The sequence below is a fragment of the Pseudomonas sp. LH1G9 genome, assembly GCF_002949975.1.
Lineage (GTDB): Bacteria > Pseudomonadota > Gammaproteobacteria > Pseudomonadales > Pseudomonadaceae > Aquipseudomonas > Aquipseudomonas veronii.
Genome location: NZ_CP026880.1, coordinates 6,362,890 through 6,377,771, shown reverse-complemented (window position 1 = coordinate 6,377,771; position 14,882 = coordinate 6,362,890). Strand labels below are relative to the sequence as shown.

General features: G+C 62.4%; 15 protein-coding genes. 7 read left to right on the top strand and 8 right to left on the bottom strand.

The window, feature by feature from the left end:
• Nucleotides 1-18: 18 nt before the first annotated feature.
• The gene (locus tag C5F70_RS29575; RefSeq protein WP_017849466.1) at nt 19-492 is read left to right on the top strand and encodes an Lrp/AsnC family transcriptional regulator; all 474 of its coding nucleotides are present in this window, start codon (nt 19-21) and stop codon (nt 490-492) included.
• Nucleotides 493-619: 127 nt separating this feature from the next.
• Here C5F70_RS29575 and catA read toward each other — a convergent pair whose 3' ends face one another.
• Genes catA through C5F70_RS29560 form a run of 3 tightly spaced genes read right to left on the bottom strand, consistent with a single transcriptional unit; the run spans nt 620 to nt 3,021 of the window.
• On the bottom strand, nt 620-1,549 hold the full coding sequence (gene catA / locus C5F70_RS29570) for a catechol 1,2-dioxygenase (RefSeq protein ID WP_104904467.1): 930 nt from the start codon (nt 1,547-1,549) through the stop codon (nt 620-622).
• 41 nt (nt 1,550-1,590) lie between these two features.
• Entirely contained in the window at nt 1,591-1,881 is a 291-nt protein-coding gene (gene catC, locus C5F70_RS29565; protein WP_017849468.1) for a muconolactone Delta-isomerase, read from the bottom strand.
• 12 nt (nt 1,882-1,893) lie between these two features.
• Nucleotides 1,894-3,021 (bottom strand): muconate cycloisomerase family protein, encoded by a 1,128-nt coding sequence (locus C5F70_RS29560; RefSeq protein ID WP_104904466.1) that lies wholly within the window; start codon nt 3,019-3,021, stop codon nt 1,894-1,896.
• A 114-nt stretch (nt 3,022-3,135) separates the two neighbouring features.
• On the opposite strand from C5F70_RS29560, the gene C5F70_RS29555 reads away from it, so the two are divergent.
• A complete protein-coding gene (locus C5F70_RS29555; protein WP_046488219.1) occupies nt 3,136-4,011 on the top strand; it encodes a LysR family transcriptional regulator in 876 nt (291 codons plus the stop codon).
• 133 nt (nt 4,012-4,144) lie between these two features.
• Here the strand turns inward: C5F70_RS29555 and C5F70_RS29550 are convergent, their stop codons facing one another.
• The gene (locus C5F70_RS29550; protein WP_104904465.1) at nt 4,145-5,137 is read right to left on the bottom strand and encodes a helix-turn-helix domain-containing protein; all 993 of its coding nucleotides are present in this window, start codon (nt 5,135-5,137) and stop codon (nt 4,145-4,147) included.
• Between the two features lie 312 nt (nt 5,138-5,449).
• On the opposite strand from C5F70_RS29550, the gene antA reads away from it, so the two are divergent.
• The 4 genes from antA (at nt 5,450) to C5F70_RS29530 (ending at nt 9,965) form a co-directional block, all read left to right on the top strand.
• Complete coding sequence (antA, locus tag C5F70_RS29545; protein ID WP_046488221.1) at nt 5,450-6,841, top strand: anthranilate 1,2-dioxygenase large subunit; 1,392 nt, start codon at nt 5,450-5,452, stop codon at nt 6,839-6,841.
• Entirely contained in the window at nt 6,841-7,332 is a 492-nt protein-coding gene (antB, locus tag C5F70_RS29540) for an anthranilate 1,2-dioxygenase small subunit (protein WP_104904464.1), read from the top strand. Before antA ends, antB begins: the two co-directional genes overlap by 1 nt.
• Before the next feature lie 151 nt (nt 7,333-7,483).
• A complete protein-coding gene (antC, locus tag C5F70_RS29535) occupies nt 7,484-8,491 on the top strand; it encodes an anthranilate 1,2-dioxygenase electron transfer component AntC (RefSeq protein ID WP_104904463.1) in 1,008 nt (335 codons plus the stop codon).
• Between the two features lie 73 nt (nt 8,492-8,564).
• Entirely contained in the window at nt 8,565-9,965 is a 1,401-nt protein-coding gene (locus tag C5F70_RS29530) for an amino acid permease (protein WP_046488225.1), read from the top strand.
• Between the two features lie 144 nt (nt 9,966-10,109).
• On the opposite strand, the gene kynA is transcribed toward C5F70_RS29530, so the two are convergent.
• On the bottom strand, nt 10,110-10,967 hold the full coding sequence (gene kynA, locus C5F70_RS29525; RefSeq protein WP_046488227.1) for a tryptophan 2,3-dioxygenase: 858 nt from the start codon (nt 10,965-10,967) through the stop codon (nt 10,110-10,112).
• Nucleotides 10,964-11,614: an arylformamidase gene (gene kynB, locus C5F70_RS29520; protein WP_104904462.1), complete on the bottom strand. Its 651-nt coding sequence runs from the start codon at nt 11,612-11,614 to the stop codon at nt 10,964-10,966. Before kynB ends, kynA begins: the two co-directional genes overlap by 4 nt.
• A gap of 384 nt (nt 11,615-11,998) precedes the next feature.
• On the opposite strand from kynB, the gene C5F70_RS29515 reads away from it, so the two are divergent.
• On the top strand, nt 11,999-12,343 hold the full coding sequence (locus C5F70_RS29515; RefSeq protein WP_010566207.1) for a cupin domain-containing protein: 345 nt from the start codon (nt 11,999-12,001) through the stop codon (nt 12,341-12,343).
• Between the two features lie 50 nt (nt 12,344-12,393).
• Here C5F70_RS29515 and mmsB read toward each other — a convergent pair whose 3' ends face one another.
• Nucleotides 12,394-13,281, bottom strand: a complete 888-nt coding sequence (gene mmsB / locus C5F70_RS29510; RefSeq protein WP_104904461.1) for a 3-hydroxyisobutyrate dehydrogenase — start codon at nt 13,279-13,281, stop codon at nt 12,394-12,396.
• Nucleotides 13,282-13,296: 15 nt separating this feature from the next.
• Complete coding sequence (locus C5F70_RS29505) at nt 13,297-14,814, bottom strand: CoA-acylating methylmalonate-semialdehyde dehydrogenase (RefSeq protein ID WP_057005303.1); 1,518 nt, start codon at nt 14,812-14,814, stop codon at nt 13,297-13,299.
• Nucleotides 14,815-14,882: the final 68 nt, after the last annotated feature.

Genomic DNA, 14,882 nt, shown 5'->3' with positions numbered 1-14,882 from the left:
CGCGGATTTATTCTAAGCATGATTCTCGACGCCACCGACCTGCGCCTCCTGCATTTCCTGCAACAGGACGGCCGTATCAGCAACCAGGAACTCGCGGAAAAAGTCGCGCTGTCGCCCTCCGCCTGCCTGCGCCGTCTGCGCCTGTTGGAAAGCGAAGGCATCATCAGCGGCTATCGGGCGGTGTTGAATGCCGAGCGGTTGGGGATCGAACTCGAGGCCATCGTCCACCTGTCGGTGCGCCAGGACGTGGAGGACTGGCACGAGACGTTTATCCAGAAGGTGCAAGGCTGGCCGGAAGTGGCCAGCGCCTACGTGATCACCGGCGCCAGCAACTACGTGCTGCGGGTGCAGGCGCGCAACCTCAAGCACTTTTCGGACTTTATCGTGAACCACCTGAACCGCACGGCGGGGGTGATGGATATCCGTTCGGAGATCGTGTTGCAGAAGATCAAGGATCGCGATGAAGTGTTGGACCTGGTGCTGCGCAAATAGTCAGCCACACCACCAAACAATGTGGGAGGGTGGCTTGCCCCCGATAGCAGTGTGTCAGTCACTTAAATGTTTACTGATCCGCCGCTATCGGGAGCAAGCTCCCTCCCACATTTTTTGACCGCGTTGATCAATCTTCCAATGCACGCACGCGCTGCATGCGCTTTTGCTCCAGCGGCGCATCGGCAAGCTGCACCTCAAAGTCAAAATCGATCTGCGCAAAGCGCCCTTCCACACCCAGCTCCCGCGCCAGCTGCTGATCGTCGCTGAAACGAATTTCGGCAATCAATTCATCTCGTGTCGCGTAGGCAAAATCATCGTGCAGGTACGGGTCGTCCGACAGGTTGATCTGCGTGGTCAGGTGCCGATGCCCCGGCGCCGAGATGAAGAAGTGAATATGCGCCGGCCGCTGCCCGTGGCGTCCCAGTTGATCGAGCAACTGCTGGGTCGGCCCGGTCGGCGGGCAGCCATAACCCGACGGCACGATGCTGCGAAAACGGAAGTTGCCCTGGGCATCGGTCTCGATGCGGCGGCGCAGGTTGAATTCCGACTGCGCGGTGTCGAACCAGGAGTAAGTGCCGCCGGTATTGGCCTGCCACACATCGACAATCGCCCCGGCCAACGGCTTGCCCTGCGTGTCCCGTACCTGGCCGCGCATGAACAGCGGCACGCCCGGGTCCTGGCCGTCGTCCAGGCGCGCTTCGTATTTCGACAGCGGCGCCCCCGCCACATACAGCGGGCCTTCGATGGTGCGCGGGGTGCCGCCGGTTTTGCCGGCCTCTTCGTCGGCGGCGTCCATCAACAGGTCCAGGTAATGCTCCAGGCCGAGCCCGGCGGCGAGCAAACCGGCTTCCTGGTGTTGGCCCAATTCGTTGAGGTAGTTGACCGCCGCCCAGAACTCTTCGGGGGTGACTTCCAGGTCTTCGATGATGTTCACCGTGTCCCGCAGGATCCGGTAAATCAGCGTCTTGGTGCGCGGGTTGCCGCTTTCGCTGCGGTGGCCGCTGGCTTCATCGAGAAACTGTTGGGCATGGGCAGTCTGGGACAGTCGGATGGACATGGTGCAATCCTCATCTTGTAATTATTGGGGATAAAACAGGCTCAGCGGTCGTCCGCGTGGATCGACGACGGGTGCCGGCACAGCGCATTCACTTCGATGGCCATGTAGGGATAAAGCGGCAGTTGCATCAGCAGGTCGTGCAGTTCCTGCACGCTGTCGACATCGAACACGCTGTAGTTGGCGTAGAGCCCGGCGATGCGCCACAGATGGCGCCATTTGCCCTCTTGCTGCAGGCGCTGCGCCAGGGCTTTTTCGTCGGCCTTGAGGCTGGCGGCACGTTCGGGGTTCATGTCGACGGGCAGGTGTACGCTCATTTTTACGTGGAACAACATGGCAGGCGCCTCTTAGTGGTTGTCACGACGGAAGAACGCCAGGCGCTCTTCATCGATGGCCAGGCCCAGGCCCGGTGCGGTGCTGACATGCAGCTGGAAATCGCGGTACACCAGCGGCTCGGTGAGGATGTCTTCGGTGAGCAGCAGCGGGCCGAACAGCTCGGTGCCCCACGCCAGTGTGTCCAGGGTGAGAAACGCATGAGCCGAGGCCAGGGTGCCGAGGCCGCCTTCGAGCATGGTGCCGCCGTACAGGCCGATCCCGGCCGCTTCGGCAATCGCGGCCGTGCGCAACACCGCGCGCGGGCCGCCGTTCTTGGCGATCTTGAGGGCGAACACCGAAGCCGCGCCTTCGCGGGCCAGGTTGAAGGCGTCCTCGACACATTCGATGGATTCGTCGGCCATGATCGGCACCGGGCTCGACAGCTGAAGCCGGGCCATGCCGCCGCGGTTGTTGCGCGAGATCGGCTGTTCGATCAGGTCGATAGCGTTGTCGCCGAGCACCTTGCAGGCGCGCAGGGCAACGGCTTCATCCCAGGCCTGGTTGACATCGACGCGCACACTGGCGCGCTCGCCCAGGGCTTTTTTGATCGCGATCACATGGGCCAGGTCGGCACTGACCTCACCGGCGCCGATCTTCAATTTGAAGACACGGTGACGGCGCAGGTCGAGCATCTTCTCGGCTTCGGCAATGTCCTGCTCGGTGTTGCCGCTGGCCAGGGTCCAGGCCACCGGCAACGCATCGCGCACGCGGCCGCCGAGCAGTTCGCTGACCGGCAGGTGCAGGCGTTTGCCCAGCGCATCGAGCAAGGCGCTTTCGACGGCGGACTTGGCGAAGGTGTTGCCGCGAATGCTGCGCGCCAGGCGCAACATGGCGGCATTGATGTTGTTCGCGTCCTGGCCGATCAGCAGCGGGGCGAAGTGGCGGTCGATGTTGATCTTGATGCTGTCGGGGCTTTCGTTGCCGTAGCTCAGGCCGCCGATGGTGGTGGCTTCGCCGAGGCCTTCGACGCCGTCGGCGCAACGCAGGCGGACGATCACCAGGGTCTGGTTCTGCATCGTGTGCATCGCCAGCTTGTGCGGGCGGATAGTGGGGAGGTCGACGATGATGGTTTCGATCGACTCGATGGCACAAATCGGCATGGCTATACCCGTTGGGTTCTTTATAGATTTGAGCCGATTCTGTGCCGCATTTTTCCTGGCTTCCAATATAGAATTGGTCTCGCACAATACCTTCAAGGTATCAAAGGAGCTGTCATGGAACTGCGACATCTGCGCTATTTCCAGGTGCTGGGCGAGACCCTCAACTTCACCCGCGCCGCCGAACGCCTGCACATCGCCCAGCCGCCGTTGAGTCGGCAGATCCAGCAATTGGAGGATGAATTGGGCGTAATACTGCTCGAGCGCGGCCGACCGCTGCGGCTGACCGAGGCCGGGCGTTTTTTCTATGAACACGCCACTGTGCTGCTGGAGCAGTTGGGCAAGGTCTGCGACACCACCCGGCGTATCGGCCAGGGCGAGAAGACCTGGCTGGGCATCGGCTTTGCGCCGTCGACCTTGTATGGCGTGCTGCCCGAGCTGATTCGGCGGCTGCGCAACCACGACGCGCTGGAACTGGAACTGGGGCTGTCGGAAATGACCACCTTGCAGCAGGTCGAAGCGCTCAAGGCCGGGCGGATCGACGTGGGCTTCGGGCGGATTCGCATCGATGACCCGGCCATCGTCCAGCGGGTGCTGGTCGAGGACCGCCTGGTTGCGGTGTTGCCCGCCGGCCACGCCTTGCTGGGCGCGCCCGCCACCCTCGCCCAATTGGCCGCCGAGCCGTTTGTGCTGTACCCCGGCAACCCGCGGCCCAGTTATGCCGACCATGTGATCGCGCTGTTCGACGCCCACGGTTTGAGCCTCAAGGTGGCGCAGTGGACCAACGAGTTGCAGACCGCCATCGGCCTGGTCGGCGCGGGCATGGGCGTGACGCTGGTGCCGGCGTCGGTGCAGGTGCTGCATCGCGCGGACATCGCCTACACGCCGGTGGTGGAAGCCACCGCGACCTCGCCGATTATTCTCAGCCGGCGGGTGAATGATCAGTCGCCGGGGCTGAATCATTGTTTGCAGTTGGTTGAAGAACTGATCTGAAATCTCCCAGGCACTGCAAATCTAATGTGGGAGGGGGCTTGCCCCCGATGGCGGTGTGTCAGTCAGTATATGTGTTGGCTGTCACACCGCTATCGGGGGCAAGCCCCCTCCTACATTTGATCTGCGGTGTTTTTTAGACAGTGCGCAGGCGCTTGCGCTGCAGGGTTTGGCTCGGCGACTCATCGAACAGCTTTCTGTACTCCGCCGAGAACCGCCCCAGGTGGGTGAAGCCCCAGCCCAGGGCAATCTCGGAGATGGTGCGGGTGGAGCCGTGTTCGAGGATCTCCTGGCGCACCGCCCCCAGCCGATACTTTTTCAGGTAAGCCATCGGCGACAGCGCGAAGTATTTGCGAAACGCATCGAACAGCTTGAACCGCGAGACCCCGGCGGCGGCTTCCAGGTCTTCCAGATGCACCGCTTCGCGGGCGTTGTCGTGAATGTGCTGGCGGGCGCGGATCAAGTAGTGCGGCAGCTTCACGCCAAGTACGTCGCGCAGTTCCTCTGAGTAATTATTCGGCTGGGCAAGGATCAGGCCCTTGATCAACGAGCTTTCCAGGTCGCGGGTAAACGCCGCCTGCTCGTACAACTCGCTGCTGCGCGCAAGCTCTGCGATGAAGTAACGCGCCATGCGCCACCACGAGGCCGGGGCGCCGTCCACCGCGTCCATCACCGGTTCGAAACGCAGCGGCGCCTCGATCGGCCGTTGCAGCAACCCTTCCAGCGACTCGCTCATCGCCGCCCGCGTAATCACCACCTGCAACTTGCGGCAATCGCCGGAAATCGCCAGCACCTGGTGCTCGTTGGGCGAGATGATCACGCCTTGATCGCGGTTGGAACTCAGGCGCTCGCCGTTCTTGCTCAACTCCTGCTCGCCTACCAGAGGCAGGCTCAGGCTGTAGCTGCTGAAGTGTTCGGCGTCCTCGATGTCGATGGTCACGTCGGTGCCGTATTCGATCACGCCCAGGGTGGTGGCGCGGGACTTGAACACGTTGGCGCTGTGATGGAAACGCAGGCGCTCGGGCGTGGCCGTCGCCAGGCGGTGCGGCCCGCAGATGCCGGACATCCAGCTGCGGGCGCCCTCCAGGTCGAAGCGTTGGATACGGATATCGCGTGTATGGCTACTCATCAGGCTGCACCCACGGCGGTTAGGCGGTTGCGCGCTCTGGCGGCGCGTCGTGACAGATCGACAGCAAGTTCTGCGCCACGGCGGCAGTCTCGCTGCTGGGTGGATAACAACGCTCGACTATGTGGATAAACCACCGACTTCTGCGCGCACCGCCCTGCATGACAGTAGCGCATTGCGTCACCGCCCTGCACCGGCGTGGGTATTTCATGCCCAACTATCCGGCCCGCCTTCGCCCATTAAGCGGATAGCCCGCCGTCTCGGCGCAGTCGCTTAATGGCTGACCCGTTCAGCCATTATCAAAAGGTGCGTCCCATGAGTGGTGCAAGAAGCGTCGAGCAATGGAAAAGCTTCATCGACAGCTGCGTGGATTTCCGCCCCGCCGATGAAGTGTTCCGCATCGCCCGCGACATGTTCACCGAGCCGCAACTGTTCGACCTGGAGATGGAACTGATCTTCGAGAAGAACTGGATCTACGCCTGCCACGAAAGCGAACTGGCGAATAACCACGATTTCGTGACGATGCGCGCCGGGCGCCAGCCGATGATCATCACCCGCGACGGCGACGGCCAGCTCAACGCGCTGGTCAACGCCTGCCAACATCGCGGCACCACCCTCACCCGCGTCGGCAAGGGCAACCAGTCGACCTTCACCTGCCCGTTCCACGCCTGGTGCTACAAGAGCGACGGCCGGCTGGTGAAGGTCAAGGCCCCGGGGGAATACCCGGAAGGTTTCGACAAGGCCACGCGCGGCCTGAAAAAGGCGCGCATCGACAGCTACAAAGGCTTTGTGTTCATCAGCCTGGACGTGAACGGCACCGACAGCCTGGAAGACTTCCTCGGCGACGCCAAAGTGTTTTTCGACATGATGGTCGCCCAGTCCGCCACCGGTGAGCTGGAGGTGCTGCCGGGCAAGTCCGCCTACACCTACGACGGCAACTGGAAGCTGCAGAACGAAAACGGCCTGGACGGTTATCACGTCAGCACCGTCCACTACAACTACGTGGCCACGGTGCAGCACCGCCAGCAGGTCAATACCGCGAACGGCACCGCGGCCGGCACGACGCTGGACTACAGCAAACTCGGCGCCGGCGACGCGAATACCGACGACGGCTGGTTCGCCTTCAACAATGGCCACAGCCTGTTGTTCAGCGACATGCCCAACCCCACGGTACGCTCCGGCTACGCCACCATCATGCCGCGCCTGGTGGCAGAACACGGCCAGCCAAAAGCCGAGTGGATGATGCATCGCCTGCGCAACCTGAACATCTACCCGAGCCTGTTCTTCCTCGACCAGATCAGCTCGCAGTTGCGCATCATCCGCCCGTTGGCGTGGAACAAGACCGAGATCATCAGCCAGTGCCTGGGGGTGAAGCACGAGTCCGACGCCGACCGGGAAAACCGCATCCGCCAATTCGAGGACTTCTTCAACGTCTCGGGCATGGGTACGCCGGACGATCTGGTGGAGTTTCGCGAGGCCCAGCGCGGTTTCCAGGGCCGCCTGGAGCGTTGGAGCGATATATCACGCGGCAGCCACCGCTGGGCCACCGGGCCGACGCCGAACAGCGAAGCCCTCGGCATCCAGCCCGCCATGACCGGCACCGAATTTACCCACGAAGGCTTGTACGTCAACCAGCACCGCAACTGGCAGCAGTTCCTGCTCAACGGCCTCGACCAACGCGCGCTGAAGCTGCGGGAGGTGGAATGATGAATGCGCTATTGCAGTACCGGATCGAGCAATTTTTCTATCGCAAATCCGAGCTGTGCGACGCCCAGGACTGGGACGCCTACGTGCAGCTGTTCGACCCGCAGAGCGAATTCCACCTGCCGCAATGGGACTCCGAACACGTCTACACCCGCGACCCCAAGCGCGAAATGTCGCTGATCTATTACGCCAACCGCTCGGGCCTGGAAGACCGCGTGTTCCGCCTGCGCACTGGCAAGGCGGCGTCGGCCACGCCGATGCCGCGCACCTTGCACCTGATCCACAACGTGCGTATCGCCGAGCAGGCGGACGGCACACTGGAGGTGCGCTTGAACTGGCACACGCTGTTCTATCGCCTGGCCACGTCGGAGCAGTTCTACGGCCACGCGACCTATCGCCTCAAGCCGCATGGCGACAGCTGGCTGATCACCCGCAAGCACGCGTTGTTGCTCAACGACACCATCAACTCGGTGCTGGATTTCTATCACCTGTAACGCTGGCGAACGCCCCCTTGTAGGAGCGAGCTTGCTCGCGAAGGACGTCAACGATGATGCGGGCATCCTGAATGTACGCGGCGTCCTTGAGTTTTTCGCGAGCACGCTCGCTCCTACAAGGGTTCACACATGAACCCACGGAGTACTGGGGATGAATCACAAAGTGGCCTTCAGTTTTGCCGACGGCAAGACGCTGTTTTTCCCGGTGGGCGCGCATGAAATCCTGCTGGATGCAGCCCTGCGCAATGGCATCAAGATTCCGCTGGATTGCCGCGAAGGCGTGTGCGGCACCTGCCAGGGCCGCTGCGAGAGCGGCGAATACAGCCAGGACTATGTGGACGAGGACGCCCTCTCCAGCCGCGACCTGCAACAGCGCAAGATGCTCAGTTGCCAGACCCGGGTGAAGTCGGATGCGACGTTCTACTTCGACTTCGATTCCAGCCTGTGCAACGCGCCGGGGCCGGTGCAGGTGCGCGGCACGGTGAGCGAGGTGCGGCAGGTCTCGACCGGTACGGCGATCCTGCAAGTGCAACTGGAGCAGGCGCTGGACTTTCTGCCGGGCCAATACGCCCGCCTGGCGGTTCCGGGCACCGACAGCTGGCGCGCATATTCCTTCGCCAACCGGCCGGGCAATCAGCTGCGGTTTCTGATCCGCCTGCTGCCCGACGGGGTGATGAGCAACTACCTGCGCGAACGTTGCCAGGTCGGCGATCCGCTGCTGATGGAGGCGCCGCTGGGTGCGTTCTACCTGCGCCATGTCAGCCGACCGCTGGTGCTGGTCGCCGGCGGCACCGGGTTGTCGGCGTTGCTGGGCATGCTCGATGAACTGGCGGCCAACGCCTGCGAACGGCCGGTCCACCTGTACTACGGCGTGCGCGGCGCCGAGGACCTGTGCGAAGCGGCGCGCATCGAGGGTTACGCGTCCACCCTCGCGGATTTTCGCTACACCGAAGTACTGAGCGACCCGCCGCCCGCATGGCCCGGCAAGCGTGGCTACCTCACCGAGCATTTCGACCTGGCCGAATGGCGGGACAGTTCGACCGATATGTACGTGTGCGGGCCCCCTCCGATGGTCGAATCCATCCAACAATGGCTGGTGGATCAGGCACTTGATGGCGTTCAGTTGTATTACGAAAAGTTCACGCAGAGTAATATCTGACCCCTCAGCACTTCTGAGGGGTTGGGCGCGGCGTGCAATCAACCCCAAGAAAAACAAGTAGAAGGGAATGTTAATGGCGGATGACATGGTTAACCCGGTAGGCCTTAAGCGTGGCCTGAAGAACCGGCATATTCAGCTGATTGCCTTGGGCGGCGCGATCGGTACGGGGCTGTTCCTCGGCTCGGCCGGCGTGCTCAAGTCGGCGGGGCCGTCGATGATCCTCGGCTACGCGATTGCCGGTTTTATCGCGTTCCTGATCATGCGCCAGCTCGGCGAGATGATCGTCGAAGAGCCGGTAGCCGGTTCGTTCAGCCACTTTGCCCACAAATACTGGGGCGGTTACGCGGGCTTCCTGGCGGGCTGGAACTACTGGGTACTCTACGTGCTGGTGGGCATGGCCGAACTGACGGCCGTGGGCAAGTACATCCAGTTCTGGTGGCCGGAGATTCCGACCTGGGTCAGCGCGCTGGTGTTCTTTGTCGCGGTGAACCTGATCAACACCCTGAACGTGAAGTTCTTCGGTGAGACCGAGTTCTGGTTCGCGATCATCAAGGTGGTGGCGATTGTCGGCATGATCGTGCTCGGCTGCTACCTGTTGTTCAGCGGCACCGGCGGCCCGCAAGCATCGATCAGCAACCTGTGGAGCCACGGCGGTTTCTTCCCCAACGGCGGCATGGGGTTGTTAATGTCCATGGCGTTCATCATGTTCTCGTTCGGTGGCCTGGAGCTGGTGGGCATCACCGCCGCCGAGGCCAGCGAGCCGCGTAAAGTGATCCCGAAAGCGATCAACCAGGTGGTGTACCGCATCCTGATTTTCTACGTCGGCGCGCTGACCGTGCTGCTCTCGCTGTACCCGTGGGATCAACTGCTGCAAACCCTCGGCGCGTCGGGCGATGCCTACAGCGGCAGCCCGTTTGTGCAGATCTTCTCGCTGATCGGTAACGACACCGCCGCGCACATCCTCAACTTCGTGGTGCTGACCGCGGCGCTGTCGGTGTACAACAGCGGCGTGTACTGTAACAGCCGCATGCTGTTCGGCCTGGCCGAGCAAGGTGACGCGCCGAAAGCGCTGATGAAACTCAACAAACAAGGCGTGCCGCTGCGGGCCCTGGCGATTTCGGCGCTGGTGACGCTGCTGTGCGTGGTGGTCAACTACGTCGCGCCGCACAGCGCGCTGGAGTTACTGTTCGCGCTGGTGGTCGCCTCGCTGATGATCAACTGGGCGCTGATCAGCCTGACCCACATCAAGTTCCGCAAGGCCATGGCCGAGCAAGGCGTGGTGCCGTCGTTCAAGACCTTCTGGTTCCCGTTCAGCAACTACCTGTGCCTGGCGTTCATGCTGATGATCATCAGCGTGATGCTGGCGATTCCGGGCGTTCGCGATTCGGTGTATGCGATGCCGGTTTGGGTGGGGGTGATCTACATTGCCTACCGCTTGCGGATCAAAAACGCGAAAGTGGCAGTGACGCAATAACCTAGGTGGGAGGGAGCTTGCTCCCGATGGCGGTGTGTCAGTCAGTGGATGTGTTGGCTGTCACACCGCTATCGGGGGCAAGCCCCCTCCCACATTTTTGGTTGCATTCCAAATGAAAAGCCCCGGTGATCCGGGGCTTTTTGTTTAGAGCGTGGAACGTACTCGCCACAGCTCGGGGAACAGCACCGTGTCGAGCATCTTGCGCAGGTAACCCACGCCCTCGGTGCCGCCGGTGCCGGGCTGGAAGCCGATGATCCGTTCCACCGTGGTCACATGGCGAAAGCGCCATTGGCGGAAGGAGTCTTCCAGGTCGATAAACTTTTCGGCCAACTGGTACAGGTCCCAATAACGGCTCGGGTCGCGGTAGACCTCGCGCCACGCCGCTTCCACGGAGGCATCGTGAACCGTCGCCGCCGTCGGGTCGCGTTCGGCGCGTTGCGGGTCGATCGTCAGGCCGGCCTTGACCATCAGGTTGATCGCCTCGTCGTACAGCGACGGCGTGGCGATCGCCACTTGCAGTTCTTGCAACAATTGCGGGCGATGGGCGTGAGGCCGCAACAGCGCCGGGCTTTTGTTGCCGAGGATGAATTCGATCTCACGGTACTGGAACGACTGGAACCCGGACGATTGGCCGAGGAACGGACGAATCGCCTTGTACTCCGACGGGGTCATGGTCGCCAGCACCGCCCAGGCGTGTACCAGTTGATCGAAGATCCGCGAGACCCGCGCCAGCATCTTGAACGCCGGCGGCAACTCGCCCAGGCGCAGGTGTTCGCGGGCGGCCTTGAGTTCGTGGAGCATCAGTTTCATCCACAGCTCGGAGGTCTGGTGCTGGATGATAAAGAGCATCTCGTTGTGGTCCGGCGACAGCGGGTGCTGGGCGCTGAGGACTTTGCCCAGGTCCAGGTAGTCGCCGTAGCTCATGGACTCGGAAAAATTCAGCTCGGCGTTATGCCATTCTTCCGGCGGCTGGTAATCCTCTGAGAAGGGACATTGGCTCATCGTGCGGGCTCCACAAGCGGGCGCAGGATTGCGCGGACAGGGCTGGCGTCGAGGTGGGCAAACCGCAGCGGCAGCGCGATCAGTTCATAGTCGCCCTCCGGCACGTCATCGAGCACGATGCCTTCGAGTATCGCCATGCCATGGCGGGCCACGGCGTTGTGAGAATCCATGGTCTTGGACTGTTGCGGGTCCAGGGACGGCGTGTCGATACCGACCAGGCGCACGCCCAGGCTGGCGAGCAGCTCGATGGTCTGCGGGGCGATGGCGGTGAAGTTCGCATCCCATTCGGTCAGCGGCGCCTGTGGATAAGTGCGCAGCAACACACGTTCCGGCAAGTTATCCACACGCCCTTGCAACTGCTGCGGCTGCACCAGCGCGCCGCTGTCCAGGCAATGCAACACGCGGCACGGGCCCATGTACACGTCCAGCGACACCTCGCCGATCGGCGCGCCGTCCGCGCTGTAATGCAGCGGCGCATCGACATGGGCGCCGGTGTGCGGCGACAAGGTAACGCGCCCGACATTCACCGGGCACTCCGGGCCGAACTGCCACACGCGCTCTTCCTGGAACGGCGTATCCCCCGGCCAGGTCGGGGTCGCCGTACTCAAGGGCGGGCTGATGTCCCACCACGTTTTTATTGGGTTCATATCAAGGCTCTCGGTCGTGACTGAAGTGAATGATACGAGGGCCAGCCGTGAATTTTCTTGCGAATTCCTGCGACAAGCGGGAAATCTTTCGCACTTAATGCGAGAAAACGGCTTATCTACGCTCGAAAGTGTCGCCGAGCCACAGTGACGCTGCCACCGAGGGTCAATGTGGGAGGGGGCTTGCCCCCGATAGCAGTGTGTCAGTTGACACATGTGCTAGCTGATCCGCAGCCATCGGGGGCAAGCCCCCTCCCACATGAACTTCGCGGTTCCCGGACAATCGCAGTCCCTGCGCTTCTGGGCATCCCGATGTCGAGTTCAGACCATTGACCCTGCCTGCGACGCTATAGGGTTCGACTCTCGTTCACTTGCCTCGGAGTCATCATGTCCAAGCCCATCACCGTACTGCGCGACACCCACCCCTTGCCGGTCCTGGATGCCTGCAAATGGGAAAAGCTCGAAGGCGACCCGCACACCGTCAACCTCAACGCCTACACCAGCGAAGACGGCAGCAAGATCATGGGCACCTGGATCTGCACACCGGGCAAGTGGTACGTGGAATACGTGAAGTGGGAATACTGCCATTTCCAGGAAGGCTACTGCGTGATCACCCCAGAAGGCCTGGAGCCGATCCATTTGCGCGCGGGGGATATTTTTGTGGTGGAGCCGGGGATGAAGGGGACGTGGGAAGTGGTCGAGACGGTGCGTAAGTATTTTGTGTTTGCCTGAACCGCAATAAATAGTGGCGAGGGAGCAAGCGCCCTCGCCACAGGCGGTATCTATTTGGGCTTGCGGTAGCTGTTGATGATCGCCGAGAAGTCCTTGCCCCCTTCCCCGCGCTGGCTCATCGATTGATACAACTGCTGGGCCACAGCACCGAGGATCACCGGCTGGTGCGCCTGGCGCGCAGCTTCGGTGGCCAGCCCCAGGTCCTTGAGCATCAGGTCGGCACCGAAACCACCGGTATAACCCCGCGATGACGGCGCGGTTTCGATCACGCCCGGCCACGGGTTGTACGTGTCGGAACTCCAGCAGCGCCCGGTGGAGCTGTTGATGATGCCAGCCAGCACCTGGGTGTCGATGCCCAGCGCATCGCCCAGGGCCATCGCTTCGCTGACGCCGACCATGCTGATGCCCAGCAGCAGGTTGTTGCAGATCTTGGCGATCTGGCCGGTGCCGACGTCGCCGCAACGCACAATGTTGCGGCCCATCTGCGCCAGCACCGGTTGCAGGGTGGCGAACAAGTCCGCGCTGGCGCCGACCATGAAGGTCAGCGTCCCGGCTTGCGCGCCGCCAGTGCCGCCGGAGACCGGTGCATCGGCGACGGCCACCCCTTGCTTGGCTGCCGCCGCCGCGACATCGCGGATGGTCTGCGGGTCGATGGTGCTGCAATCCACCGCCGGCACGCCTTGGCCGATGCCGGCCAAAACGCCGTCTTCACCCAGCCAGACACTGCGCACATGGACAGCGGCCGGCAGCATGGTAATCACCAACTCGGCACCGGTGGCCGCATCGCGCGGTGAACCGCTGATGCTGCCGCCCAGTTCGGCCAGTTCCTTGAGTACCGCCTGGTTCAGGTCGAACAGGTTCAGCGCGTGGCCGGCCTTGATCAGGTTGCGGGCCATGGGCGCGCCCATGTTGCCCAAGCCGATAAATGCAATCTTCATGCTCGTCTCCCGGAATCAGCGCAGGTTGATGGTGGTGTTGACGCCATCGTTGACCGTGTCGTCATCGAACCAGCGGCTGGTGACGGTTTTGGTCTGAGTGTAGAACTGCACCACTTGCTTGCCATACGGGCCGAGGTCGCCGAGCTTGGAACCGCGCGAACCGGTGAAGCTGAAGAACGGCACCGGCACCGGGATCGGGATGTTGATGCCGACCTGGCCGACGTCGATTTCGCTCTGGAACTTACGCGCCGCCGCCCCGCTCTGGGTGAACAGGCCGGTGCCGTTGCCGAATGGGTTGGCGTTGACCAGCGCGATGGCTTCATCGAGGGTGTCGACTTCCAGCACCACCAACACCGGGCCGAAGATTTCCTGGGTGTAGATCTGCATGTCGGTGGTCACGCCCGAGAACAGCGTCGGGCCGACGAAGTTGCCTTGCTCGAAGCCCGGCACCTGGATGTCACGCCCGTCCAGCTCCAGCTTGGCGCCTTCTTTCACGCCGCTTTCGATCAGTTCCAGGATGCGCGCCTTGGCACGCTTGGAAATCACCGGGCCGACATCCGTGCCCGCTTCGCTGCCGGCATTGACCTTGAGCTTCTGCGCCAGCGCCTTCAGATCGGGCAGCCATTGCTTGGAAGCGCCCACCAGCACCACCACCGAAGTGGCCATGCAACGCTGGCCCGCCGCGCCGAAACCGGCACCGACCAGGGCGTTGAGGGTGTGTTCGCGGTTGGCATCCGGCAACACCACCGCATGGTTCTTGGCGCCCATCATCGATTGCACGCGCTTGCCGTGTTTGCCGGCCAGGTCGTACACATGGGTGCCCACGGCGGTCGAACCGACGAACGACACGGCCTTGATGTCTTTATGCGTGCAGAGCGCATCCACCACGTCCTTGCCGCCGTGTACCACGTTGAGCACGCCGGCCGGCACACCGGCTTCCAGCGCCAGCTCCACCAGCAGCATCGTGGACAGCGGGTCTTGCTCGGAAGGCTTGAGGACGAAGGTGTTACCGCAGGCAATCGCCATCGGGAACATCCACAGCGGAATCATCGCCGGGAAGTTGAACGGAGTAATCCCGGCGCACACGCCGATGGGTTGGCGCAGGGTGTAGGTATCGACACCACCGGCGACGTTTTCAGCGAACTCGCCCATTTGCAGGGTGCCGATGGAGCAGGCGTGCTCCACCACTTCCAGGCCACGGAAGATATCGCCCTCGGCATCGGCAATGGTCTTGCCCTGCTCGGCGCTGAGGACCACGGCGATGCGCTTGGAGTGCTCGCGGATCAAGGCTTGCAGCTTGAGCATGATACGCATGCGTGCGCCGATCGGAGTCAGCTTCCAGGTCTGGAAGGCGCGATGGGCGGCGTCGATGGCAGCGTTGACTTCTTCAGCGGTGGCAAACGGGACTTTGGCCAGCACTTGCTGGGTCGCCGGGTTGACGATGTCTTGCCAGTGGGTGGTCTTGGACTCGACCCATTCACCGTTGATCAACAACTTGACCTGTTGCACGGAAATATCGGCAGATGCGTTCATGTGGTCTCCAATTTGTATTTATAGGCAGAGAACCAAGGCGTTGAATCGCCTTGAGGATGAGGCGTTCG